Below are 26,975 nucleotides of genomic sequence, written 5' to 3' on the forward strand. Positions count from 1 at the left end.
GGCCGCCCCATAAGGGCGGCCGTTATTCGTTAGATCAGCTGTTGTTGTGATCGATTTTGATGGTTGGGTCACTGCCAGCAATCAACGAGTGAATGTTGGCGGTGGACCAGTTGTTGCCTTCCAGTTTGATCGTCACATCCGGTGCAGCGGCTGCGGCGTCGGCGCCGTTGAACTTGCCGGCGGAGCTGACTTGCAGGGACGAAACGCCGTCCACGGTGGTGACCTTCAGGAAGTTGTCGATGGTGCTGCCGGTTTCGCCCTGCAGCAGATCGCGCAAGTCGATGCGATCACCTTCACTGGCCTTGAAGTCCTTGATCACGTCGCTGCCGGTGTCGCCAGCCTTCCAGACGAAGGTGTCGGCGCCCAAGCCGCCGATCAGCGTGTCGTTACCGGTACCGCCGAGCAAGATGTCATTGCCCTTGCCGGCGTCGAGGAGGTCGTTGCCACCCTGGCCGAAGAGAATGTCATTGCCGGCACCGCCCAGCAGCGAGTCATTACCGTCATGCGCCCCGGACACATCGAACGCGGTGTAGTGCTCGGTGATGAACTGGTGCACGTTGCTGGTGGTGACTTTGCTGACATCTACGCCGGTTTGCTGGGCGACGAACGCTTGCATGGCCTGATAACCCTCGCCGGCGACGCCGTTGAAGCTCACCAGGTCGCCGAACAGGATGTCGTTGCCGTCGCCGCCATTGACCGTGTCGGCGCCAGGCATCGTCGCTTCGGTGTGCCCGATGATCGAGTTGGCCAGGTCTTTCGGGTCGATGTTGGTTTGCGGTGTTTTATCCGAGTCGTACGGCTTCAGATCGGCAAGGGTGACGTCTTTATTTATGCCGATGGCTTCTACCGTCGAGACCTTGCTCAGCAGCGCGAAGCTGTCGGTGGAGTTGTCGATAGCGTTGGAGCCGGTGCTGCTGCCGTCGCCGTCGCGGGACGAGAACTCATACGTACCATCGCCTTGGGCGTGCAGTGTGCCGAAGTCTTTATACGACCAGTTGTTGCCGGACTTGGTCCAGACTGTGACGTTGCCCGAAGCGGTGATATCGATCTGGTGGTTGCTGTCCGGGTACAGGCTGATCGCTTTGCCCAACTGGTAATTGCTGGTGGTGATTACGCTGTCGAGTTTGGCGCCGTTATACAGATTCGGGTTGGTCGATTCATCACTCTGGTAGTAAGTCGGTTTGCCATCGGTGATGAAGTACGTGAGGTTCGTCGCACCCTTGTTGGCAACGGCATCGGCGCTCTGGAACCAGTTGGCCGTGGTTTTGAACACGTCCTCGTAGTTGGTACCGCCGCCGGAAGCCATCGAATCCAGTACCGCTTTGAGCAGGATCAGGGCATTCGGATCGTTCAGGTTGACCGACACCGACTTGTTGACCTGGGCATCGAAGTCCGCCAGGAAGATGTTCACCGTCCCCGAGTTGCCGCCCATGCTCTGCTTGAGGGTGTTGAACACCGACGTCAGCGAGTCCTTGGCTGAGCTGACCGACGAGGGGCTCATACTGCCCGAGCTGTCGACCATGAACGCAATGTTGTAGTTGGTGCCCGGCACCACGGTCAGCCCGCCGATGTCGGCGACTATGATGTCGTTGGCGTCAGTGCCGCTGATGGTGTCGTCAGCCGCCGTGGCGGTGGCGGCGTTGTAGACCGCCGGGTAAACCGTGACAGGGATCGTCGCGGTGCTTTGCGCCGAACCGCCGAGCGATTCGGTGGAGGTCGAGGTTACGGTCAGGTTGAACTGGCCGTTGTAGTACGGCGGCGGAGTGACGGTCAGGGCCCCGAGGTTCCAGCCCGTGACGTTGGCTTCGCCGGACGTCGCGCTGGTGGTGAACGTGTGCCCTGCACCATCGGTGAGCACCGAACCTGCCGGAATGCCGCTGATTTTCACGCTCAGGCTTTCCGAGCCGTCGATATCGGTCAGGGCCGTCTTAATAGTAGACAGGTGAACGCTGGTGCCTTCCGCGGCTTCATTGAGTTTGTAGCCTTCGTAGTAGCCTTCGCCGCTGGTGCCGTGCAAATCGGACACCGTCACGCCGGAAGCGACAAGGTCCGCCACGCCAGTGTACAGCGGCACGCCGGCGCTGCTCAGGTCGACCGCGGCACTGCCGTTGACCGACAGGTTGACGTCATAGTTGCCTGGACCGTTCTGGTTGTGGTGGTAAATGTCCAGCGTGTAGTAGCCGCTGGTGGACGGGATAAACGAACCGTTCAGCTTGCCGCCCGCGCCCCACGTGATGGCCGCGACGTTCTTGCCGCCGATGGTCACCAACAGGCTGTCATCGCCGGTGCCGCTGAAGGTGTAAGTCTTGCCTGCTTCGAGGTAGATCAGGCCGGAGGTTTTCGACGCAGTGCCAGCCGCGACGCTGCCGTCGGACTGCACGTTGGCCACCGTGCCACTGGAGTTCGGTTTACCCGCGCCGTCGATGACGCTTTTCAGCGTGCCCGAAGACGCGCCGCTGCCATCGGTGCCGAGGCCCGACAGGCCGGTCCAGACTTCTTTGATCAGCCCGGTGGATTTGACGCTGTTGTCCGCAACGCTCAGGGAAGGCGCGTCGGCCACTGGCGTGATGTCGATTTTGATCGTGCCGGTGTTGCCCAGCAGCGAGCCGTCGGTTGGCTGGAATTGGATCTGTGCGTAGTCCGCCAGTTTGTTACCCAGGCCGGCGTTGTAGCCGTTGCTGCCGGACTCGTTGGCATCCGGCAGGAAGCGCAACTTGCCAGCGTCGATATCAGCCTTGGTGAACGTCTGGTTGTTCGCTACATCGGTCCAGGTCTTGCCGTCAGTGGCCAGGAACTGCAATTTACCTTCGCCCGGCAGTTGAGTGATTTTCACCCCCAGGTTGGCGGCGGCGCTGTCGACATCACTGACGCCGAAGGTCGACCAGCCAAGGATCAGCGGGGTGTCTTCGGTCCCGGTGACGTTAACCGGTGCGGCGGTCGGTGCATCGTTCACGCCGACTACGTTGACGGTAGTGGTCGCGGTGTTGGAGTAGTTGCTGCCATCGGTCACCGTCACGGTGATGATCCGCGGCACGCTGCTCGGGTTTTCACTACTGTTGGTGAAGCTGATGTTCTTGATCTGCTGCATGTAGTCGGCAAGTGTCGCGTTGCCGGACAGGGTCAGCGTGACCGTGCCATTCGTGCTGGTGGCATTGATGGTGATGCCGTTGACGCTGTCGCCCAGGTTCAGCGCATCGCCATCCTGACGGTTGGTCAGCACGATCGTCGCGCCGGTCAGCAGGGTGCTGTCCGGGTCGGTGATTTTCAGGTCGGTGTCGCCGATCGATACGCCTTGGCCGGTGGTGCCTTCGGTGAACGTCACGTTGTAGTTGGCACCGGTGGCACCGCTGGAGTTGTTGGCATCCAGGTCGAGCACCGGCGGCGCGTCGTTGTCGATGATCGAGGTGCTGACGCTGCCGTTGGACGCACTGATCGCCAGGTTCTCGAAGTTACCACCGGTAGCCGAGTCTATCTTGACCACGAAATTTTCAGTGCCTTCGGTGATCCTGTCGTCCAGGGTCGCGACGCTGAAGCTTGCAGTGCTACCGCCCGCCGGAATTTTCACGGTGTATACGCCGGTGAAGTCCGAACCGTCGGCGGCGGTGCCGCTGTAGGTGATTTTCAGGGTGACTTCGGTCTGCGCCGGGTTATTCAGGCTGACGGTGTAGCTGGCGGCCTGGCCTTCGGTTACCGAGGTGCTGCCGCTGATGCTGACTTCGGTCTTGTCGATGGTGTCAGTGACCTCGGTCACTGCCGGAACCGTACTCGGTACCAGGTTCTCGAAGTTGCCGCCGGTAGCCGTGCTGATCGTGGCGCTGATCTTGCCGGCGTCGATGTAAGCATCGTCTTTCGGCGCATCGACGGTCGCGGTGCCGGTGGTTTTGCCGGCGTCGATGGTGATCACTGCGCCGTTGCTCAATGTCACGGTAACCGGAGTACCGGCAGCGTGGGTCAGGTTCGCGGTGTAAACGATCGAACCGCCTTCGGCGACCGAGTTGGTGGCGCTCAAGGACAGATTGGTGGTGTCGACGGTGTCGGTCACAGTGGTGCTGACCGGTGTTTTGTCGGCGACCAGATTTTCGTAGTTACCGCCACTGACGTTGGTGATCGAGTTGGTCAGCGGAGTGTGACCGGTCAACGCGTCGTTGGGTGCGATGGCCGTTACGGTGCCAGTGGTTTTGCCGACTTCGATGGTGATCGTTTGGCCGTTGACCAGAGACACAGTCACTGGCGAACCGGTTACCGGCGTGCCGACGGTCGCGGTGTAGGTGACGGTGCCACCTTCAGCGGCCGACTCGGTGGCTTTCAAAGTCACGGTCGAGGTATCGAGGGTGTCGGTGACCTCGGTCACTGCCGGAACCGTACTCGGTACCAGGTTCTCGAAGTTGCCGCCGGTAGCCGTGCTGATCGTGGCGCTGACTTTGCCGGCGTCGATGTAAGCATCGTCTTTCGGCGCATCGACGGTCGCGGTGCCGGTGGTTTTGCCGGCGTCGATGGTGATCACCGCGCCGTTGCTCAATGTCACGGTCACAGGCGTGCCGGCAGCGTGGGTCAGGTTCGCGGTGTAAACGATCGAACCACCTTCGGCGACCGAGTTGGTGGCGCTCAAGGACAGATTGGTGGTGTCGACGGTGTCGGTCACAGTGGTGCTGACCGGTGTTTTGTCGGCGACCAGGTTTTCGTAGTTACCGCCACTGACGTTGGTGATCGAGTTGGTCAGCGGAGTGTGACCGGTCAACGCGTCGTTGGGTGCGATGGCCGTTACGGTGCCCGTGGTTTTGCCGACTTCGATGGTGATCGTTTGGCCGTTGGCCAACGACACGGTGACCGGGCTGCCAGTTACTGCTGCGCCGACGGTCGCGGTGTAGGTGACGGTGCCACCTTCAGCGGCCGACTCGGTGGCTTTCAAAGTCACGGTCGAGGTATCGAGGGTGTCGGTGACCTCGGTCACTGCCGGAACCGTACTCGGTACCAGGTTCTCGAAGTTGCCGCCGGTAGCCGTGCTGATCGTGGCGCTGACTTTGCCGGCGTCGATGTAAGCATCGTCTTTCGGCGCATCGACGGTCGCGGTGCCGGTGGTTTTGCCGGCGTCGATGGTGATCACCGCGCCGTTGCTCAATGTCACGGTCACAGGCGTGCCGGCAGCGTGGGTCAGGTTCGCGGTGTAAACGATCGAACCACCTTCAGCGACCGAGTTGCTGGCGCTCAGAGTCAGGTTGGTGGTGTCGGTGGTATCGGTCACAGTGGTGCTGACCGGTGTTTTGTCGGCGACCAGGTTTTCGTAGTTACCGCCACTGACGTTGGTGATCGAGTTGGTCAGCGGAGTGTGACCGGTCAACGCGTCGTTGGGTGCGATGGCCGTTACGGTGCCAGTGGTTTTGCCGACTTCGATGGTGATCGTTTGGCCGTTGGCCAGAGACACAGTCACTGGCGAACCGGTTACCGGCGTGCCGACGGTCGCGGTGTAGGTGACGGTGCCACCTTCAGCGGCCGACTCGGTGGCTTTCAAAGTCACGGTCGAGGTATCGAGGGTGTCAGTGACCTCGGTCACTGCCGGAACCGTACTCGGTACCAGGTTCTCGAAGTTGCCGCCGGTAGCCGTGCTGATCGTGGCGCTGACTTTGCCGGCGTCGATGTAAGCATCGTCTTTCGGCGCATCGACGGTCGCGGTGCCGGTGGTTTTGCCGGCGTCGATGGTGATCACTGCGCCGTTGCTCAATGTCACGGTAACCGGAGTACCGGCAGCGTGGGTCAGGTTCGCGGTGTAAACGATCGAACCGCCTTCAGCGACCGCCTCAGTCGCGCTGAGGCTGACTGTCGTGGTGTCGGCAGAATCCGTCACCGAGGTGTCTGCCGACTTACCGTCGACTTCCAGTTTTTCGAAGTTGCCGCCCTTGGCGTCGTCAATCTTCACGCTCAAGGAACCGCCGCCCGCCAAGGCGTCGTTTGGCGCAGTGAAGTTCACGCTGGCGCTGCTCGAACCGACCGGAATGGTGATGGTCTGGCCGTTGGACAAGGTCACAACGACCGGCGAACCGGTGACTTCAGCAGACACGGACGCGGTGTAAACCACGGTGCCGCCTTCAGCCACAGTGCCGTCGGCGGTCAGACTGACGGTCGACGTGTTGATCGTGTCAGTCACGTCGGTCACTGCCGGGGCAGCGCTGGTAACCAGGTTCTCGAAGTTGCCGCCGCTGGCGTCCGTGATGGTCGCTTCGACTTTGCCGGCATCTTTATAGACGTCGTCTTTCGGTGCGGCCACGCTGACATGGCCGGACACTGCATCCTTGAGGATGGTGATGGTCGCGCCGTTGCTCAGCTTCACGGTCATGTTGCTGCCGGCGGCATGGGACAGCGTCGCGGTGTAGACGATCTGCCCACCTTCCTGAACCGAGCCGGTAGCGCTCAAGATCAGGCTGGTGGTGTCGGCGGCATCGGTGACTTTGGAGACGACGGGCGAGCGATCGGTGTCCAGCTTTTCGAAGTTGCCGCCGGTGGTTTCCTTGATCGCGGTACTGACGTCAGCTGCGCCGGTATAGACGTTATTCGGTACGGTATAAGGCGCGGAGCCGCTGGACTCGCCCGCTTTGATGTTGATCACCAGACCGTTATTCAGGGTCACGGTCATCGCCGTGTCGGTTGGGTGGTTCAGGGTCGCGGTGTAGGTAATCTGACCACCTTCGCCGACGGTGCTCACGTCTGCACTGAGTTTCAGCGTGGTGGTGTCGACGGTGTCTTTGACGGTGGTGGTGTGCGCGGTTTTGCTGACGTCGAGCTTTTCGAAGTTGCCGCCACTGGTGCTGTCGATGCCGACAGTGATTTTGCTGCCGTCCTTGTAGACGTCATCGGCCGGTGCAGGAACAGTAATGGAGCCCGACTTGTCGCCGGCCTTGATCACGATGCTTTCGCCGTTGCTCAACTTGACAGTCATGTCGGTGCCGGCCGCATTCGTCAGGTTGGCGGTGTAGGTGATGTTGCCGCCTTCAAGCACCTGACCGCTGGCGGTCATGGTCACTTTGGTGGTGTCCAGGGTGTCGCTGATGGCGGTGGAGGTTGGGGTCTTGTCGGCGACCAGTTTCTCGTAGTTGCCGCCGGTCACACCCTTGATGGCGTTGGTCAGCGGCTCGTGGCCAACCAATGCATCATTCGGGGCTTTAACGGTGATCGAGGCCGTGCTTTCACCGACCGGGATGGTGATTTTTTCACCGTTGGCCAGGGTGACGACCACGTCCTTGCCGGTGACCGTCGAGGTCACAGAAGCGGTGTACACCACGTTGCCGCCCTCAGCAATGGCGGGCGTTGCGGTCAGGCTGACCGTCGACATATTGATCGTGTCAGTCACTGCAGTGACTGCCGCTGCCGGGCTGGTCACCAGGTTTTCGAAGTTACCGCCGCTGGCATCCTTGATGGTGGCTTCGACTTTGCCCGCGTCTTTGTAGACGTCGTCTTTCGGTGCGTCGACGGTCACAAATCCAGAGGTTTTACCCGCTGCGATGGTGATGACGGCGCCGTTGCTCAGCGTCACAGTGACCGGAGTGCCGGCTGCGTTGGTCAGTGTCGCGGTGTAGGTAATGTGGCCGCCTTCCGCCACGGAACCTGTAGCAGCCAGGCTAACGGTGGTGATGTCTGCGGCGTCAGTAATCGAGGTGTTCGCCGACTTGCCGTCGACGTCCAGCTTCTCGTAATTGCCACCCTTGGCGTCGTTGATTTTGACGCTCAGGGAACCGCCGCCAGCCAAGGCGTCGTTTGGCGCGGTGAAGTTCACGCTGGCGCTGCTGGCGCCGATCGGAATGGTGATGGTCTGGCCGTTGGACAAGGTTACGACGACCGGCGAACCGGTCACTGGGGCGGTGACGGACGCGGTGTAAACCACGGTGCTGCCTTCAGCGACGGTGGATGTCGCGGTCAGACTGACCGTCGACGTATTGATCGTGTCAGTCACCTCCGTGACCGCCACTGCCGGGCTGGTGACCAGGTTCTCAAAGTTGCCGCCGCTGGCGCTCTTGATGGTCGCTTCAACTTTACCGGCATCTTTGTAGACGTCATCGGCAGGTGCCTTGACCGTCACGGAGCCGACAGTCGCGCCCGCCGCGATGGTGATCACTGCGCCATTCGACAGGTTCACGGTGACCGGTGTGCCGGCAGCGTGAGTCAGCGTCGCGGAGTAGACAATCGAGCCGCCTTCAGCCACGGAACCGGTAGCGGTCAAGCTAGCAGTGGTGGTGTCTTTAACGTCGGTCACTGAAGTGACTGCCGGGGTTTGATTCGCCACCAGGTTTTCGTAGTTACCACCGGTGGTGCCGTCGATTTTGACGCTCAGCGAACCGCCGCCAGCCAGTGCATCGTTCGGCGCAGTAAAGTTCACGCTGGCGCTGCTCGATCCGACCGCAATGGTGATCGTCTGGCCGTTGGACAAGGTCACCACAACCGGCGAGCCGGTCACTGGCGCATTGACCGAAGCGGTGTAAACCACCGTGCCGCCTTCGACCGTGCTGGCTGTGGCAGTCAGGGCCACGGTGCTGTTGTTGATGGTGTCGGTCACGTCGGTGACCGCTGGCGTCTTGTCGGCCACCAGGTTTTCGAAGTTGCCGCCGGTGGTCTTCGTGATGCTGGCTTCAACTTTTCCGGCGTCTTTGTAGACGTCATCCTTGGGTGCGGCGAAGTTGACCGAACCGGTGGTGGCGCCCTTGGCAATGTGGATCACCGCACCGTTGTTCAACGTCACGGTCATCGCGGTGCCGGCGGCATTGGTCAGGGTCGCGGTGTAGACGATCGAACCACCCTCGGCGACCGAACCGGTGGCGCTCAGACTCAGGCCAGTGGTGTCGGCAGAATCGGTGACCGTGGTGACCGCCGGCGCATGATTGACGACGACTTTTTCAAAGTTGCCGCCGCTCTGGCTGGCGATCGTAGCCTGAACTTTTCCGCCGTCGATGTACGGGCTGTTCGCCGGAGCGGCGAAGTTGACCGAACCGGTGGTGGCGCCAGCGGCGATGTTGATCACTGCGCCATTGCTCAACTTCACGGTCATGGCCGTGTCTGTCGGGTTGTTCAGGGTGGCGGTGTAGGTGATCTGGTCACCTTCGCTGACGGTGTGGCTGGCCGACAGGGACAGGGACGTCGAGTCGACCGTGTCTTTGACGGTGGTGCTCACTGACGCCTTGCTGATGTCGAGTTTTTCGAAGTTGCCACCGCTGGCATCAGTCATCGTCACGGTGAGCTTGCCGGCATCTTTGTAGACGTCATCGCTTGGCGTCGCGATGGTGACCGAACCGCTGGTTTTGCCGGCTTCGATGGTGATGGTCTCGCCGTTGCTCAGCTTGACGGTCACCGGCGTTTGCGCGGCGTTGGTGAGGGTCGCGGTGTAGGTGATGTGCGAGCCTTCCAGCACAGTTTTTTCAGCGCTGAGCGTCAGGTGCGTCGTGTTGATTGTGTCGGCGACGTTGGTCACGGCCGGGGTCGGGCTGGTGACCAGGTTTTCAAAGTTGCCGCCGCTGGCGTCCTTGATGGTCGCTTCGACTTTGCCGGCGTCCTTGTAGACGTCGTCTTTCGGCGCGTCGACTTTCACCGTGCCGGTGGTTTTGCCGGCATCAATGGTGATGGTCGCGCCGTTGCTCAACGTCACGGTCACTGGGGTGCCGGCGGCATGGGTCAGGGTGGCGGTGTAGGTGATCTGGCCACCTTCTTTGACGTTGCCAGTGGCGCTCAGCGACAGGGTGGTGGTGTCGACGGTGTCGGTCACGCTGGTGCTGACCGGGGTTTTATCGGCGACCAGGTTTTCGTAGTTGCCGCCGCTGACTTTGGTGATCGAGTTGGTCAACGGCGCATGGCCGCTGAGTACATCGTTCGAAACCACGGCATTGACCGTGCCGCTGCTTTTGCCAATGCCAATGGTGATGGTCTGACCGTTGGACAAGGTCACAACAACCGGCGAACCGGTCACTGGCGCGGTGACGGACGCGGTGTAAACCACGGTGCCGCCTTCGGCCACAGTGCCGTCGGCGGTCAGACTGACTGTCGAGGTATTGAGGGTGTCAGTCACTTCGGTGACCGCAGCCGCCGGGCTGGTGACCAGGTTTTCGAAGTTGCCGCCGGTGGCGTCCGTGATGGTCGCTTCGATTTTGCCGGCGTCTTTGTAGACGTCGTCTTTCGGTGCCTCGACGGTGACGGAGCCGCTGGTAGCGTTGGCGGCGATGGTAATCACCGCGCCGTTGCTCAATGTCACGGTCACGGGAGTGCCGGCAGCGTTGGTCAGGGTGGCGGTGTAAACGATCGAACCACCTTCAGCGACCGACTCAGTCGCGCTGAGGCTGATAGTCGTGGTGTCCGCCGTGTCCGTCACCGAGGTATTCGCAGGCTTGCCGTCGACTTCCAGTTTTTCGAAGTTGCCGCCCTTGGCGTCGTCAATTTTCACGCTCAAGGAACCGCCGCCAGCCAAGGCGTCGTTTGGCGCGATGAAATTGACGCTGCCACTGCTGGCGCCAACCGCAATGGTGATGGTCTGGCCGTTGGACAGGGTCACAACAACCGGCGAACCGGTCACTGGCGCGGTGACGGATGCGGTGTAAACCACGGTGCCGCCCTCGGCCACAGTGCCGTCGGCGGTCAGACTGACTGTCGAGGTATTGAGGGTGTCAGTCACTTCCGTGACCGCAGCTGCCGGGCTGGTGACCAGGTTTTCGAAGTTGCCGCCGGTGGCATCTTTGATGGTTGCTTCGACTTTGCCGGCGTCTTTGTAGACGTCGTCTTTCGGTGCCTCGACGGTGACGGAGCCGCTGGTAGCGTTGGCGGCGATGGTAATCACCGCGCCGTTGCTCAATGTCACGGTCACGGGAGTGCCGGCAGCGTTGGTCAGCGTCGCGGTGTAAACGATCGAGCCACCTTCAGCGACCGACTCAGTCGCGCTGAGGCTGATAGTCGTGGTGTCCGCCGTGTCCGTCACCGAGGTATTCGCAGGCTTGCCGTCGACTTCCAGTTTTTCGAAGTTGCCGCCCTTGGCGTCGTCAATTTTCACGCTCAAGGAACCGCCGCCAGCCAAGGCGTCGTTTGGCGCGATGAAATTGACGCTGCCACTGCTGGCGCCAACCGCAATGGTGATGGTCTGGCCGTTGGACAAGGTCACAACAACCGGCGAACCGGTCACTGGCGCGGTGACGGACGCGGTGTAAACCACGGTGCCGCCTTCAGCCACAGTGCCGTTGGCCGTCAGACTGACTGTCGAGGTATTGAGGGTGTCAGTCACTTCCGTGACCGCAGCTGCCGGGCTGGTGACCAGGTTTTCGAAGTTGCCGCCGGTGGCATCTTTGATGGTTGCTTCGACTTTGCCGGCGTCTTTGTAGACGTCGTCTTTCGGTGCCTCGACGGCGACGGAGCCGCTGGTAGCGTTGGCGGCGATGGTGATCACCGCGCCGTTGCTCAATGTCACGGTAACCGGAGTGCCGGCAGCGTTGGTCAGGGTAGCGGTGTAGACGATCGAACCACCTTCAGCAACCGAGTCAGTCGCGCTGAGGCTGATAGTCGTGGTGTCCGCCGTGTCCGTCACCGAGGTATTCGCAGGCTTGCCGTCGACTTCCAGCTTCTCGTAGTTGCCGCCCTTGGCGTCGTCAATTTTCACACTCAAGGAACCGCCGCCAGCCAAGGCGTCGTTTGGCGCAACAAAGTTCACGCTGGCGCTGCTCGAACCGACCGGAATGGTGATGGTTTGACCGTTGGACAGGGTCACCACAACCGGCGAACCGGCCACTGGCGCGGTGACGGACGCGGTGTAAACCACGGTCCCGCCTTCGGCTACAGTGCCGTTGGCCGTCAGGCTGACCGTCGACGTATTGATCGTGTCAGTCACTTCGGTGACCGCAGCTGCCGGGCTGGTGACCAGGTTTTCGAAGTTGCCGCCGGTGGCATCTTTGATGGTTGCTTCGACTTTGCCGGCGTCTTTGTAGACGTCGTCTTTCGGTGCCTCGACGGCGACGGAGCCGCTGGTAGCGTTGGCGGCGATGGTGATCACCGCGCCGTTGCTCAATGTCACGGTAACCGGAGTGCCGGCAGCGTTGGTCAGGGTAGCGGTGTAGACGATCGAACCACCTTCAGCAACCGAGTCAGTCGCGCTGAGGCTGATAGTCGTGGTGTCGGCAGAATCCGTCACCGAGGTATTCGCAGGCTTGCCGTCAACTTCCAGTTTTTCGAAGTTACCGCCCTTGGCGTCGTTAATTTTCACGCTCAAGGAACCGCCGCCAGCCAAGGCGTCGTTTGGCGCGATGAAGTTGACGCTGCCACTGCTGGCGCCAACCGCAATGGTGATGGTTTGACCGTTGGACAGGGTCACCACAACCGGCGAACCGGTCACTGGCGCGGTGACGGACGCGGTGTAAACCACGGTGCCGCCTTCAGCCACAGTGCCGTTGGCCGTCAGACTGACTGTCGAGGTATTGAGGGTGTCAGTCACTTCCGTGACCGCAGCTGCCGGGCTGGTGACCAGGTTTTCGAAGTTGCCGCCGCTGGCGTCCGTGATGGTCGCTTCGACTTTGCCGGCGTCTTTGTAGACGTCGTCTTTCGGTGCCTCGACGGTGACGGAGCCGCTGGTAGCGTTGGCGGCGATGGTAATCACCGCGCCGTTGCTCAATGTCACGGTCACGGGAGTGCCGGCAGCGTTGGTCAGGGTGGCGGTGTAAACGATCGAACCACCTTCAGCGACCGACTCAGTCGCGCTGAGGCTGATAGTCGTGGTGTCCGCCGTGTCCGTCACCGAGGTATTCGCAGGCTTGCCGTCGACTTCCAGTTTTTCGAAGTTGCCGCCCTTGGCGTCGTCAATTTTCACGCTCAAGGAACCGCCGCCAGCCAAGGCGTCGTTTGGCGCGATGAAATTGACGCTGCCACTGCTGGCGCCAACCGCAATGGTGATGGTCTGGCCGTTGGACAGGGTCACAACAACCGGCGAACCGGTCACTGGCGCGGTGACGGATGCGGTGTAAACCACGGTGCCGCCCTCGGCCACAGTGCCGTCGGCGGTCAGACTGACTGTCGAGGTATTGAGGGTGTCAGTCACTTCCGTGACCGCAGCTGCCGGGCTGGTGACCAGGTTTTCGAAGTTGCCGCCGCTGGCGTCCGTGATGGTCGCTTCGACTTTGCCGGCGTCTTTGTAAACGTCGTCTTTCGGTGCCGGGACGGTCACGCTGCCAGTGGTCGCGTCGGCGGCAATGGTGATCACCGCGCCGTTCGAAAGGGTCACGGTAACTGGCGTGCTGGCCGGATTGGTCAGGGTCGCGGTGTATACAATCTGACCGCCCTCGGCCACTTCGGTGGACGCCGACAGGCTCAGGCCAGTGTTGTCTTTCGAATCGGTGATCGTGGTCAGCGCCGGTTCGGTGCTCGGGGTCAGTTGCTCGAAATTACCGCCGGTGGTTCCGGTGATGGTGGTACTGACGGTGCTGCCATTGTTGTAGACGTCATTGGCTGCGGTGTCGACGGTCACGCTGCCAGTGGTCGCGTTGGCAGCAATGGTGATGACCGCGCCGTTCGAAAGTGTCACGGTGACTGGCGTGCCGGCCGGGTTGGTCAGTGTCGCGGTGTAGGTGATCTGACCGCCTTCGACGACGGTGCCAGTGGCGGTAAGGCTCAGGCCAGTGTTGTCTTTCGAATCGGTGATCGTGGTCAGCGCCGGCTCGGTGCTCGGGGTCAGCTGCTCGAAATTGCCGCCGCCGGTTCCGGTGATGGTGGTGCTGACGGTGCTGCCATTGTTGTAGACGTCATTGGCTGCGGTGTCGACGGTTACACTGCCGGTGGTCTTGCCCGCTTCGATGGTGATGACCGAGCCATTGCTCAAGGTCACAGTCATCGGCGTGCCGGCCGGGTTGGTCAGTGTCGCTGTATAGGTGATCTGGCCGCCTTCGACGACGGTGCCCGTGGCGGTGAGGCTCAAGCCAGTGTTGTCGGCCGAGTCGGTAATGGTGGTGACCGCTGGCGCGGTGCTCGGCACCAGGTTCTCGAAATTGCCGCCGGTGGCGCCAGTGATCGTTGTGCTAACGGTGCTGCCGTTCTGATAAACGTCATTGGCCGGGGTGTCGACGTTCACGGTGCCGGTGGTTTTACCGGCGTCGATGGTGATGGTCGAGCCGTTGGACAGGGTGACAGTGACCGGCGTTTGAGCCGGGTTGGTCAAGGTGGCGGTGTAAGTGATCTGGCCGCCTTCGGTGACCGTCGAACCCGCCGTCAGTGTGACGGTGGTGGTGTCCGGCGAATCGGTAATGGTGGTCACGGCCGGAGCCGGGTTTGGCACCAGGTTTTCAAAGTTGCCGCCGGTGGCACCGGTAATGGTGGTGGTGACCGTGCTGCCGTTGTTATAGGCATCGTTGGCCGGTGTCGGCACATTCACGCTGCCGGTCGTGTTACCGGCGTCGATGGTGATGATCGAGCCGTTGGACAACGTGATGGTGACCGGCGTCTGGGCCGGGTTGGTCAAGGTCGCGGTGTAGGTGATCGGGCCGCCTTCGGTAACGTTGGCGCCGGCGGTCAGAGTGACCGTGGTGGTATCAACGGTGTCAGTGACCTGAGTCACGGCCGGGGTCGTCGGCGCGGTGACGATAATGCCGCTCCCGCCAGCGGTGCCGGTGACGGTCACGTTGATCTGGGTCGGGTCGTTATAGGCGGTGTCGTTCGGCGCGAGCGGAACGTTGACGGTACCGGTCAATTGGCCGGCCTGGATCACGATCACCGAGCCGTTGGACAGGGTGATGGTCAGGTCCGTCAGCGGGGCCTGGCTCAGCGTCGCGGTGTAAACCAGCACGCCACCGGCCTCGGTGATGGTCGGCGTGGCGCTCAAGGTCAGGGTCGATTCGCGCTGCACGTTGGCGCTGGTATCGGCAGTCTGGCCGCCGATGGTGTTCTGTGCAGCCAAAGCGGCAGTGCCGATGCCCGCAGTCGGGAAACCAATGGTCGGATCAACCCGGCCAGCGGTTGCATCCAGCATCACGAAGCTGTGACCGCTACCTGCCGCGCCGCCTGTGCCGGCAGCTGTCGGGCCGGCCGCGGTGGCTTCAAGATCGGTGGTCGGGTCGGCGCCGGCAACGATGGCTTGCTGCAGCTCTTCAACCGATGGCGCGGCTTGTGCAGTGGCTTGTGCAAGGTCAGTGCTGGAATCCGGGTCGCCGCCGCTCCATTGAGTGTCGCGACCCAGGTCCAGGGTCCGGCCGTCAGCCAGTTCAAGCGTGACAGCACCTGCTGCGCCAGTGTCTACCTGATCGCCGACAAACAACCGATCGCCTTCAACGAGTACGCGGCGCACGCCCTCTGGGGACACAGCGAAAACCTGACCGACAATGCTTTTGACGATGGCCACAACACTGCTCATTGAAGACTCTCCGGGTGTCACATTCAGTAGACGTCCATGGACCTGAGAGCGGTTGGCGCGCTCAGTCTGGATGTACTTTCAAAGTATTAGAGGCACAACTTTGACGCGGTTCTTCGTCAACAAATTGGCTATATTTTTTCGGTATAAACTTTATGCCAATCTATTGACCTTGTGCACGTCATCCTAAACACTCGCCCCCGTAATGTCACATTGATATTTCGGCGCCGACCCGCTCCGCAGAGTGTGAAACAGTTGCAAAATTCAACTTTCCGACACACGGTCATTCCGGTTGTCATCATCCGATGCTGCGGCACGTTCTGCAGTGATTCAAGGCAAGCAATTCCGGGAATTTCCAATAATGCGTTTGCACCTGTTCAAGGCTTTACCCTTCGCCCTTGCCGCCAGTTTTGTTCAGGCGCAGACCCTTCCGGAGGCCATGCAACAGGCACTGGATGTCCATCCGGAAATCCAGGCAGGCGTTAATAGTCGATTGGCCGCGGATTATCAGTTAAAGGCAGCAAAAGGTGGATACCTCCCACGGGTCGATCTGCTGGGCGGTTATGGTCGCGAAGGCACTGACAGCGTCACCACGCGTGCCGCCGGCAACAACAATCACTGGGAAACCCTGAACCGTAGCGAGTCGAGTGTGCGGTTGTCGCAAATGGTTTTTGACGGTTTTGCGACGTCGAGTGAAGTGGGGCGTCAACAAGCCAACGTTAACTCCCGCGCTTATTCTTTGCTGGGCACGTCCGAACGCACCGCGCTCACCGTCGCGCAGGTGTATCTCGATGTACTGACCCGCCGTGAGTTCGTGCGCCTGGCGACCGACAACCTGAAGAGCCACGAACGGATTTTCGACCAGATCAAACTGCGCACCCAGCGCGGCGTGGGCAGCGGCGCCGACCTCGATCAGGCCGAAGCGCGTATGGCTCAGGCCCGCAACAACCTGATCACCGAGCAGACCAACCTGGCCGACGCCGAAACCAACTTCCTCAGCGCCGTCGGCCAGATGCCCGATCAGCTGGAGCGTCCTGCCGATTTTATGGCGCTGTTGCCGGCCAACCTGAATGAAGCCCGGGCGCAGATGCTGGAAAACAGCCCGACCCTGCGTTCCGCCGAGTCTGACATTGCCGCTGCCGAGAAACAGTACGCCGCCGCCAAGTCGAGCTTCTACCCGCGCTTCGATGCCGAATTGGGTCGCAGTGCCGACAATGATCTCGACGGCCAGAACGGTCACAGCAATGAATGGCAGGCCATGTTGCGCATGCGCTTCAATCTGTATGCCGGCGGTAGCAACAAGGCTGATCTGGAAGCCAAGTCCTACCTGTCCAACCAGGCACTGGATATTCGCAACAACGCCTTGCGCGTGTTGAACGAAGAGCTGGGTCTGGCCTGGAACGCCTTGAACAACGCCAATGCCCAAGTGCCGATCGCCCAGCAGTATGTCGATCACAGCACCCGCGTGCGCACCGCCTATCAGAAGCAGTTCGGTCTCGGCGAGCGCACGTTGCTCGACCTGCTCGACAGCGAAAATGAGTTGTTCTCGGCTTCTCGTCGCTTGGCGGATATCAAGAACATTCAGTTATTTACTCAATACCGAATCAAGGCGACCATGGGCGAGTTGCTCAAGAGCCAGGGAGTGGTCGCACCGTTGGCATCCGTTGTGCAAAACGACGTGAAGCCGAAGGTTCAATTGCCCGGTATGAATTGAGCAGAACCTTCATTGTTCAATTGTTAGCCAAGAGTGCCGAGCGTGGAATCAGAAGTCAGTCGAGTTCAACTCATTCATGATCCACGCGCGCTGCATGACGATCCGTTACTGGACGGCTTGCTGGCTCTCTGCACCTTGCATCAAAAACCGGCCAGCGCTGCGATGTTGACCACCGGCCTGCCTTTGCCCAAGCAGCGTCTGAGTGTTGAACTGCTACCGCGCGCGGCTGCTCGTGCCGGCCTGCAAGGGCGGGTGCTGGTACGCAAACTGGAGCAGATCCCGGCGATTGCCATGCCGGCGCTGTTGCTGCTCAAGGATGGTCGCAGTGCCGTCCTGCTCGGTTGGCTAGGTGACGACCAGGCGCGGCTGCTGCTCAGCGAAAGCGATGGCGGCGAAAGCGTTGTCAGCCGCGAACTGCTGGCCGATGACTACATCGGCAAAGTGTTCTTCGCTCAGCCCCAGCACAAATACGACGTCAATCACGGCACACTGATCCCGCGCGCGCGCTCGTGGTTCCGCGACACCCTCAAGCGTTCGCGCTGGCTGTACGCCGACGCCATCGCCGCCAGTTTCCTGATCAACATCATTGCCATGGCCGCGCCGCTGTTCGTGATGAACGTTTACGACCGCGTCGTGCCGAACCAGGCCGAATCGACCCTGTGGGTGTTGGCCATCGGCATCACCGGGGCTTACCTGTTCGACTTGATTCTCAAGAGCCTGCGCAGCCTCTGTCTGGACCTGGCCGGGAAGAAAACCGACCTGATCATCTCCGCCACGTTGTTCGAGCGCATCGTCGGCATGGCCATGAAGTACCGCCCGGCGCGGGTCGGCAGCTTTGCCCAAAACATCCACGAGTTTCAGAGCCTGCGGGACTTTCTCGCCTCGCTGACCCTCACCAGCCTGATCGACCTGCCGTTCACGTTGCTGATCTTCATGGTCATCGCCATTCTCGGCGGGCATCTGGTGTGGATTCCGGTGCTGGCGTTCCCGATTGCCTTGCTGATCGGCTATGCGTTGCAGAAACCGCTGGTGGCGACGATGGAACGGACCATGGCCCTGGGCGCCGAGCGTCAGTCGAGCCTGATCGAAACCCTCGCCGGCCTCGATGCAGTGAAGGTCAACAACGCCGAAAGCGAACGCCAGTACCAGTGGGAGCAAACCATCGGCACCCTCAGCCGCCTCGAGTTGCGGGTGAAAATGCTCTCCGGTCTGGCGATGAACATCACCTTGCTGATCCAGCAGCTGGCCGGGGTGATCATGATCGTCTTCGGCGTGTACCAGATCATCGACGGTCACCTGAGCATGGGCGGTTTGATCGCCTGCTACATGCTCAGCGGCCGCGCGCTCAGCCCGCTGGCCTCGCTGTCTGGCCTGCTGACCCGCTACCAGCAAGCGCGGGTGACCATGACTTCGGTCGATCAGATGATGGAGCTGCCGCAAGAGCGCAATTTCGAAGAGCGTCCACTGAGTCGCAAGGTGCTGCAAGGCGCCATTGAGTGCCGGCAGATGAACTTCACTTACCCGAACCAACAGAACGCGGCACTGAAGAACATCAACCTGATCATCAAGCCCGGCGAGAAGATCGGCATCATCGGTCGCAGCGGCTCGGGTAAAAGCTCCCTGGCCAAACTGCTCGTAGGCCTCTACCAGCCGGATGACGGCGCGCTGTTGGTGGATGGCGTCGATATCCGCCAGATCGACGTCAGCGAATTGCGCCACAACATCGGCTACGTGGCTCAGGACATCCAGCTGCTCGCCGGGACCCTGCGCGACAACCTGGTGTCGGGTGCGCGCTATGTAGAAGACGAAATGGTGCTGCAAGCTGCCGAGTTGGCCGGCGTCCACGAATTCGCCCGTCTGCACCCGCAAGGTTATGAGCTGCAAGTCGGCGAGCGTGGGCAGAACCTGTCTGGCGGTCAGCGTCAGAACGTTGCCCTGGCCCGAGCGTTGTTGCTCAACCCGCCGATCCTGCTGCTCGATGAGCCGACCAGCGCCATGGACAACACCGGTGAAGAAAGGCTCAAGCAACGCCTCGCGGCGGTGGTTGAAAACAAGACCGTGGTGCTGGTGACGCACCGGGCTTCGCTGTTGTCGCTGGTGGATCGTCTGATTGTCGTCGACCGCGGGCAGATTCTCGCCGACGGTCCGAAAGCCACTGTGATGGAAGCGTTGAAGAAGGGGCAGATCAGTGTTGCTTAAGTCGGGTTTCAAGAATTCGATCGGTCGTTACTTCAAAGGCTCCGATTCGCTGCAGGGCCAGCCACTTCCTGAGGTCAACAAAGCGCTGATCGAAGACGCCCCACGTGTGGTGCGGCTGACCATCTGGGCGATCATCGGCTTCTTCGTGTTCCTGATGCTCTGGGCCAACTTCGCCGTAATCGACGAAGTCACCAAGGGCGACGGCAAGGCCATTCCATCGTCCAAGATCCAGAAAATCCAGAATCTTGAGGGCGGTATCGTCTCCGAGTTGTTCGTGTCCGAGGGGCAGATCGTTGAAGCTGGCGCGCCGCTGATTCGCCTGGACGACACGCGGTTCGCCTCCAACGTCGGTGAAACCGAAGCCGATCGGCTGTCCATGCTGCTGCGAGTAGAGCGCTTGAGTGCGGAAGTCGATGACCGTCCGCTGAACTTCCCCGCTGACGTGCTGAAGGCCGTACCCGGTCAGGCGGCCAGCGAAGAGTCGTTGTACATCAGTCGCCGTCAGCAGCTGCACGATGAAATTGGTGGTTTGGAGGAGCAGTTGATCCAGCGTCAGCAAGAGCTGCGCGAGTTCACCTCCAAGCAGTCGCAGTACCGTAACGGTCTCGCGTTGCAGCGTCAGGAAATCAACATGTCCGAGCCGTTGGTGGCCCAGGGCGCGGTATCGCCGGTTGAAGTGCTGCGACTCAAGCGTGCCGAGGTTGAAACCCGCGGGCAACTGGACGCGACTACCCTGGCCATTCCTCGCGCCCAATCGGCGATCAAGGAAGTGCAGCGCAAGATCGACGAGACTCGTGGCAAGTTCCGCAGCGAAGCACTGACTCAACTCAACGAAGCACGCACTGATCTGAACAAGGCCCAGGCCACCGGCAAGGCGCTGGAAGACCGGGTCAGCCGGACGCTGGTGACATCGCCGGTGCGCGGTATTGTCAACAAATTGCTGGTGAACACTATCGGTGGCGTGATCCAGCCGGGCAGCGACCTGGTGGAAATCGTGCCGCTGGACGACACCTTGCTGGTTGAGGCGAAAGTTCGCCCGCAAGACATCGCCTTCCTGCATCCGGGGCAAGAGGCGACGGTCAAGTTCACGGCGTACGACTACACCATTTATGGTGGGCTCAAAGCCAGGCTTGAGCAGATCGGTGCCGACACCCTCACCGACGAAGACAAGAAAACCACCTACTACATCATCAAATTGCGTACTGATCGCAGCCACTTGGGGACGGATGAAAAGCCGTTGCTGATCATCCCGGGGATGGTGGCTTCGGTGGATATCATTACCGGCAAGAAGACCGTGCTGAGCTATCTGCTGAAACCGATTATTCGGGCGCGGGCCGAGGCGTTGCACGAGCGGTAAGCCTGACTGATCGTTCCCACGCTCTGCGTGGGAACGCCGCCATGGACGCTCCGCGTCCTCTGTGATGCAGAGCGTCACGGGATGTATTCCCACGCAGGAGCGTGGGAATAATAGGTGTTAGGGAAAAGCCAGTTATTCGCTATCGGTATTTAAATTTCAGTTTTTATATCTATAAAGTCATCCTCCTGCGTACCTGCCGACCCATCGGCGCGCCGCACGACACGAACCAGCACGGGACCTCCGTGAGTTTCTTGATCGACGCGCGCGCCTTTGAGCGTGCCGTGCGTGGGAGTGATTATGTCTGCAGCAACGGCTTCCCCAAGCGCCGCGAACATCGCTGGAGCGTGAATTACCGCTTGGTCAGGGCCTCTGGCAACAGGGCTGGGTGCGCAAAAGCCTGATCCTGATTTTACTCGCGGTGCTGTGGGAGGTGGTTGCCCGCGTTCAGAACAACGACCTGTTGCTGCCAAGTTTTCTGCAAACCGGCAGTGCGCTGTTTGACGGTCTGCTCAGTGGCGAGTTGCTGGGCAAGGTGTGAATTTCGCTGGTGGTGTTGCTCAAGGGCTACCTGATCGGCATCGTTTTGGCGTTTGCTCTGACCACCCTGGCGGTGTCGACGCAGTTCGGTCGTGAGCTGCTGAGTACGCTGACCTCGATGTTCAACCCGCTGCCGGCGATTGCGCTGTTGCCGCTGGCGCTGTTGTGGATTTTGAAAGGCATGCGTTTCGTGCTGTTCATCCTGATCCCGGCAGCGCTGCCATCGATTCTCGCCGGACTGAAAATTGGCTGGGCCTTTGCCTGGCGCACGCTGATCGCCGCCGAACTGGTGTTCGGCGCCACCAGCGGCAAGGGTGGCTTGGGCTGGTACATCTTCCAGAACCGTAACGAGCTGTACAACGACAAGGTGTTTGCCGGGTTGGCGGTCGTGATCTTGATTGGGTTGTTGGTGGAGAACCTGGTGTTTGATTCGTTGGAGCGGGTGACGGTGAAGCGGTGGGGATGCAGCGTTGATCGATGTTTGATCTGCTAGCATTGCGTCTGCATCAATCCAGATCAGACATGAGTGCTCAGCATGCAACTCCCGGACATGAACCTGTTGGTCGCCCTCGATGCCTTGCTCGACGAGGGCAGTGTGGTGGGCGCCGCACGACGCATGAACCTCAGCCCGGCGGCCATGAGCCGGACGCTGACGCGAATTCGCGAGGCCATCGGCGATCCGATTCTGGTGCGCGCCGGTCGCGGTCTGGTACCGACGCCCAAGGCGCTGGCGTTGCGCGAGCAGGTGCGAGACGTGGTGGAGCAGGCCGCGCTGTTGTTTCGCTCGGCCGATGCGGTGGAGTTGGGCACGTTGCGCCGTCGGTTCAACATTCGGGCCAATGACTTTTTCGTCGGTGTTTACGGTGGGAAACTGTTCGACACTCTGGATCGCCAGGCGCCGCACTGCGAGCTGCGCTTTGTGCCGGAAGGCGATGGCGATGATGAGGCGCTGCGCGAAGGGCGGATCGATCTGAGCATCAGCAATACTCGGCCGTTGACCCCGGAAGTGAAGATTCAGAATCTGTTCTCTACACACTTTGTGGGGCTGGTTCGCGAAGACCATCCACTGTTCGACGAAGAGATCACGGCCGAGCGTTACGCTGGGTTTTCCCATATCAGCATGTCCCGTCGCGGCATCGCCCGTGGTCCGATCGATACCGCACTCAATGCTTTGGGGCTGGAGCGGCGGGTGGCAGTGATTGCGCCGAGTTTCCACGCGGCGATGTTTGCCTTGCCTGATTCCGATTTGATTCTGCCGGTGCCCAAGGAGGCATTGCTGAGCGTCCAGCGCCTGGGCCTGAAGCTGCGTTCCTTCACTCTGCCGATTCCGCTGCCGACCCTGATGCTGACCCAGTCCTGGCACCCACGCTTCGACAAAGACCCGGCGCACCGCTGGTTGCGTGAAACACTCAAGAGTTGCTGCGACGAAACGTGGTTGGCTGCACAACCCACCTGAAGTTGATCACATTATCATTCCCACGCAGAGCGTGGGGAACGATCAAATTGCTGCGCGGGGCGCACTTATAAGCTTCTGTTAAGTCAATTTTCGTAAGGTCCCGCGCTTCCTAAAATGCTTCGGTATTCACCCTCCGGAGCTTGCAGTAATGACTTCCCTCACGGTCACCGCACCTCTCGGCGCGGCCAGCCCGGCCGCCGTTACGCCACCGGTCTTTGATCCGCGGATCATCATCGGCCTGGTAGGTGTGTTGCTGGTGGTGCTGGTGTCGGGGCTTAACGAAATGGTGACCAAGGTCGCCCTTGCCGACATCCGCGGCGCGTTGGCCATCGGCTACGACGAAGGCACCTGGCTGGTTGCCAGTTATACCGCGACCTCGGTGGCCGCCATGGCTTTCGCGCCATGGTGCTCGGTGACGTTCTCGCTGCGACGGTTCACCCTCTGCGCCATCAGCGCATTCACCCTGTTGGGCGTGTTGTGCCCGTTCGCTCCAAACTATGAAAGCCTGCTGGCCATGCGCATCTTGCAAGGCCTGGCGGGCGGCGCGTTGCCGCCGATGCTGATGACTGTCGCGCTGCGCTTTTTACCGGCCAACGTGAAGCTTTATGGTCTGGCCGGTTATGCCCTGACCGCGACCTTCGGCCCAGGGCTGGGCACTCCGCTGGCCGGGTTATGGACGGAATACGTCGGCTGGCAATGGACCTTCTGGCAAATCATCGCGCCTTGCCTCATCGCTATGGCGGCGGTGGCTTATGGTTTGCCCCAGGACCCCCTGCGCCTGGAACGCTTCAAGCAATTCAACTGGCGCGGTTTGCTGCTGGGTTTTCCGGCGATCTGCATGCTGGTGATCGGCATTTTGCAAGGCAATCGGCTGGACTGGTTGGAGTCGAGCCTGATCTGCGGATTGCTCGGGGGTGGGTTGTTGCTGTTGGTGCTGTTCCTGATCAACGAATGGTCGCAACCGGTTCCGTTTTTCAAGATGCAGATGCTCGGCATCCGCAACCTGTCGTTCGCCTTGCTGACCCTGGCCGGGGTGCTGGTGGTGCTGCTGGCGGTGATCATCATTCCGTCCAGCTACCTGGCGCAGGTGCAGGGTTATCGCCCGGTTCAGACCGCGCCGATCATGCTGTTGGCGGCATTGCCACAATTGATCGCGCTGCCGTTGGTGGCGGCGCTGTGCAACCTGCGCTGGGTCGATTGTCGCTGGGTGTTGGGGATCGGTCTGAGCATGCTGACGCTGTCCTGCATCGGTGGTTCGCAACTGACGTCGGTGTGGATTCGCGATGACTTTTACGTGCTGCAACTGCTGCAAATCTTCGGTCAGCCGATGGCGGTGCTGCCGCTGTTGATGCTCGCTACCGGCAGCATCAGCCCGATGGAAGGGCCCTTCGCTTCGGCCTGGTTCAACACCGTAAAAGGCTTGGCGGCGGTGATCGCCACCGGCGTGCTAGAGGCGTTGACCACCTCAAGGTTGCATTTCCACTCAATGATGCTGGTGGACAACCTTGGCAATTCACTCCTGGTCGACAGCGACAGCGCGGGCCTTGCTCACCGACTGCATGAGCAGGCCGTGGTGCTGACGGCATCGGATCTTTATCTGTGCATGGCCGGCGTCGCATTGGCGCTGATCCTGCTGATTTTCTGGCTGCCAACGCGGATCTACCCGCCGCGCGCGCCGACTTGAATGCTTCGCTGAAACAGAAGGTTTTTATGACGACTCAATCAAAGCAAAAAGTGGCCGTTGGCGTCGCCACGGTGGTGGCGCTCGGCCTAGTGGTTTATCTGCTGGCCCCCGGCCTGTTTGGCAAGCGTACGCAGCAGAATACCAATGACGCCTTTGTCTCGGCGGACTTCACGCTGGTTGTGCCGCGCGTGGCCGGGTTCATCAAGGAAGTGCTGGTGGAGGACAACCAGCAGGTCAAGGCCGGGCAGTTGCTGGCGTTGATTGATGACCGGGATTTGCGCGCCGCCGCTCAAGCCGCTGACGCTGAAACCCTGGTGGCCAGGGCGCAACTGCAAAATGCCCGTGCAACGCTTGAACGGCAGGCTTCGGTGATCGCTCAGGCCCAGGCCACGGTCGTATCGGCCAAGGCTGAAATGGCCTTCGCCGAGCATGAATTGAATCGCTACAACCATCTCGCCGGGGTGGGCGCCGGCACGGTGCAGAACGCTCAACAAGCGCGCACTCGCATCGATCAGGCCACCGCGCGGCTGGCTAACGTGACGGCGGTGCTGGCGGCGGAGCGCAAGCAGGTGGACATCCTCATGGCCCAGCGTGACGGGGCGGAAGGAGGAATGAAACGGGCGCAAGCGGCGCTGGAAATGGCCAGCTACGAGCTGTCCTACACGCGCATCGTTGCGCCTCAGGACGGTATTGTCGGCGAGCGCGCCGTTCGGGTCGGCGCCTATGTCACGCCGGGGAGCAAGATCCTGGCGGTGGTGCCGCTTGCGCAGGCCTATATCGTCGCTAATTTCCAGGAGACCCAACTGACCGACGTGCAACCGGGGCAGGGCGTGCAAGTGCGTGTCGACAGCCTTGGCGGCGACGCCTTGAGCGGTCGCGTCGAGAGCATCGCACCGGCCACGGGCGTGACGTTCGCCTCGATCAAGCCGGACAACGCCACTGGTAACTTCACCAAGGTGGTGCAGCGCATTGCGGTGAAAATCGTCCTCGATCCGGGTCAGGCATTGGCCGAGCGGTTGCGGGTCGGGATGTCGGTTGAGGCGAGTATTGAGACGGCCGGTGCGGCGACGGCGTCTGTGGTGGTTCAGCGATGAAGAGCTTTGTTGACCGGGTTGACGCCTTCGCGAGCAGGCTCGCTCCCACATTTGATCTGCGGGGTGCCCAAGCGTTCTGCGCAAAAGGAGATCCCCTGTGGGAGCGAGCCTGCTCGCGAAGAGGCCGGTGGCCTCAACTCACCTTTTGCGCCTTGTTCGTCATGAGCCTTTCCGCCTGCACCGTCGGCCCGGACTTCCACAAACCCGAGCCACAGCAAATTACCGAATGGTCAAAACCGCCAAAAGCTGCCGAAAGCCAGGCCGTTACCCACACCATGGACGAACGCTGGTGGGACGTCTTCCACGACCCGAAACTCTCGGCCCTGACCCAACGTGCCCTCACCGATAACCTCGACCTGAAACTCGCCAGCAGCCGCTTGCAGCAAAGCCGCGCCGCGCGCCAGGTGATCACCGCCGACCGTTACCCGAATACCGCCGCCACTGGCAGTTACGAGCGAAAACGCAACCGCGGCGAAGGCTTGAGCGATCCGTCGGGGCACAACGGCGACTCGGCGTTCAACCTGTGGGACGCAGGCTTTTCGGCATCCTGGGAACTGGATTTTTGGGGCCGTGTGCGCCGCGAAACCGAAGCGGCCGATGCCACCCTTGAAGTTGCGGAAAACGACCGACGCGGGGTGCTGCTGTCTGTACTCGCCGAAGTCGCTCAGGACTACATTCAGCTGCGTGGCGTACAAAGTACGCGAGCGGTCACCGAGCAGAACCTCGACGTCGCCCGCCATAGCCTGAAACTCTCGCAGCTACGCCTGGCCAACGGTGTCGCCACCGACCTGGACGTCGCCGAAGCCGCCGCTCAAGTTGCGACCATCGAATCGCGCCTGCCAGCGCTGGAGCAGCGCCAGTCGCAACTGATCAACGCCTTGAGCCTTTTGATGGGCGAGCCGCCCCAAGCGCTATCTGCCGAGTTATCCACTGATGCCCCGCTGCCGCAAACTCCGCGTCAAGTCGCCATCGGCTTGCCGTCGCAACTGGCCGAACGCCGCCCGGATATCCGTCAGGCTGAAGCCCACCTGCATGCCGCGACCGCGAGCATCGGCGTGGCCAAGGGCGATTTCTATCCGCGGATCACCCTGTCGGGCAACATCGGTTCGCAAGCCATGCAACTCAGCGATTTCGGCTCCTGGGGTTCGCGCTCCTTCGGTATCGGCCCGCAATTCAGCCTGCCGCTGTTCGACGGCGGTCGTCTGCGCGGTGTGCTGAACTTGCGAGAAGCGCAACAACAGGAAGCCGCCATCGCCTACCAGCAATCCGTGCTGCGCGCCTGGCACGAAATCGACGATCAACTGACCGCCTACAACGCCAGCCAATTGCGCCGCGACAGCCTCGCCGAAGCTGTACGCCAGAACCAGATCGCCCTGCGCACCGCGCAACAGCAATATGTGGAAGGGGTGGTGGATTTCGTCAACGTGCTGACTGTGCAAGGCGCGTTGTTGGCGACTCAGGAGCAGTTTGTGGAGAGTTCGGCCGGCGTGTCGCTGGCGATGGTTGGTTTGTACAAAGCGTTGGGTGGGGGGTGGGAGTCGGTGTACCCGTTGGCGGAGTCGGCGCAGCGGAATTCGCTTCTGTAAATCGAAAA

8 protein-coding genes and 1 pseudogene are annotated in these 26,975 nt (G+C 61.0%); 8 read left to right on the top strand and 1 reads right to left on the bottom strand.

Going from position 1 to position 26,975, the window contains the following annotated elements:
- Positions 1–34 precede the first annotated feature (34 nt).
- The gene (locus ACYZTR_RS01700; RefSeq protein WP_461975934.1) at positions 35–15,343 is read right to left on the bottom strand and encodes a LapA family giant adhesin; all 15,309 of its coding nucleotides are present in this window, start codon (positions 15,341–15,343) and stop codon (positions 35–37) included.
- A 358-nt stretch (positions 15,344–15,701) separates the two neighbouring features.
- Here ACYZTR_RS01700 and ACYZTR_RS01705 point away from each other — a divergent pair, with 358 nt between their 5' ends.
- The 8 genes and pseudogenes from ACYZTR_RS01705 to ACYZTR_RS01740 all read left to right on the top strand — a co-directional run bounded on the left by ACYZTR_RS01705 (position 15,702) and on the right by ACYZTR_RS01740 (position 26,967).
- Positions 15,702–17,054: a TolC family outer membrane protein gene (locus ACYZTR_RS01705; RefSeq protein ID WP_461975936.1), complete on the top strand. Its 1,353-nt coding sequence runs from the start codon at positions 15,702–15,704 to the stop codon at positions 17,052–17,054.
- 42 nt (positions 17,055–17,096) lie between these two features.
- Positions 17,097–19,253 carry a type I secretion system permease/ATPase gene (locus ACYZTR_RS01710; protein WP_461975938.1) on the top strand — a complete coding sequence of 719 codons (2,157 nt, stop codon included), beginning with the start codon at positions 17,097–17,099 and terminating at the stop codon, positions 19,251–19,253.
- Positions 19,243–20,610 carry an HlyD family type I secretion periplasmic adaptor subunit gene (locus tag ACYZTR_RS01715; protein ID WP_461975940.1) on the top strand — a complete coding sequence of 456 codons (1,368 nt, stop codon included), beginning with the start codon at positions 19,243–19,245 and terminating at the stop codon, positions 20,608–20,610. The genes ACYZTR_RS01710 and ACYZTR_RS01715 overlap by 11 nt, the downstream gene beginning before the upstream one ends.
- A gap of 301 nt (positions 20,611–20,911) precedes the next feature.
- Positions 20,912–21,640: pseudogene (locus tag ACYZTR_RS01720) on the top strand (ABC transporter permease).
- A gap of 42 nt (positions 21,641–21,682) precedes the next feature.
- The gene (locus tag ACYZTR_RS01725; protein ID WP_461975942.1) at positions 21,683–22,603 is read left to right on the top strand and encodes a LysR family transcriptional regulator; all 921 of its coding nucleotides are present in this window, start codon (positions 21,683–21,685) and stop codon (positions 22,601–22,603) included.
- Positions 22,604–22,751: 148 nt separating this feature from the next.
- Positions 22,752–24,287 carry an MFS transporter gene (locus ACYZTR_RS01730; protein ID WP_461975944.1) on the top strand — a complete coding sequence of 512 codons (1,536 nt, stop codon included), beginning with the start codon at positions 22,752–22,754 and terminating at the stop codon, positions 24,285–24,287.
- A 26-nt stretch (positions 24,288–24,313) separates the two neighbouring features.
- Positions 24,314–25,381, top strand: a complete 1,068-nt coding sequence (locus tag ACYZTR_RS01735; protein WP_461975946.1) for an HlyD family secretion protein — start codon at positions 24,314–24,316, stop codon at positions 25,379–25,381.
- Positions 25,378–26,967, top strand: coding sequence for an efflux transporter outer membrane subunit (locus ACYZTR_RS01740; RefSeq protein WP_461975948.1), 1,590 nt, complete (start codon positions 25,378–25,380; stop codon positions 26,965–26,967). The genes ACYZTR_RS01735 and ACYZTR_RS01740 overlap by 4 nt, the downstream gene beginning before the upstream one ends.
- The last annotated feature ends 8 nt before the right edge of the window (positions 26,968–26,975 follow it).

It is taken from the genome of Pseudomonas sp. Hz4, from assembly GCF_054898165.1.

Coding starts and splice junctions, on each gene's coding strand:
- ACYZTR_RS01730 (WP_461975944.1), top strand. CDS start 22,752: ATGACTTCCCTCACGGTCACCGCACCTCTCGGCGCGGCCAGCCCGGCC.
- ACYZTR_RS01700 (WP_461975934.1), bottom strand. CDS start 15,343: ATGAGCAGTGTTGTGGCCATCGTCAAAAGCATTGTCGGTCAGGTTTTC.
- ACYZTR_RS01740 (WP_461975948.1), top strand. CDS start 25,378: ATGAAGAGCTTTGTTGACCGGGTTGACGCCTTCGCGAGCAGGCTCGCT.
- ACYZTR_RS01705 (WP_461975936.1), top strand. CDS start 15,702: ATGCGTTTGCACCTGTTCAAGGCTTTACCCTTCGCCCTTGCCGCCAGT.
- ACYZTR_RS01735 (WP_461975946.1), top strand. CDS start 24,314: ATGACGACTCAATCAAAGCAAAAAGTGGCCGTTGGCGTCGCCACGGTG.
- ACYZTR_RS01725 (WP_461975942.1), top strand. CDS start 21,683: ATGCAACTCCCGGACATGAACCTGTTGGTCGCCCTCGATGCCTTGCTC.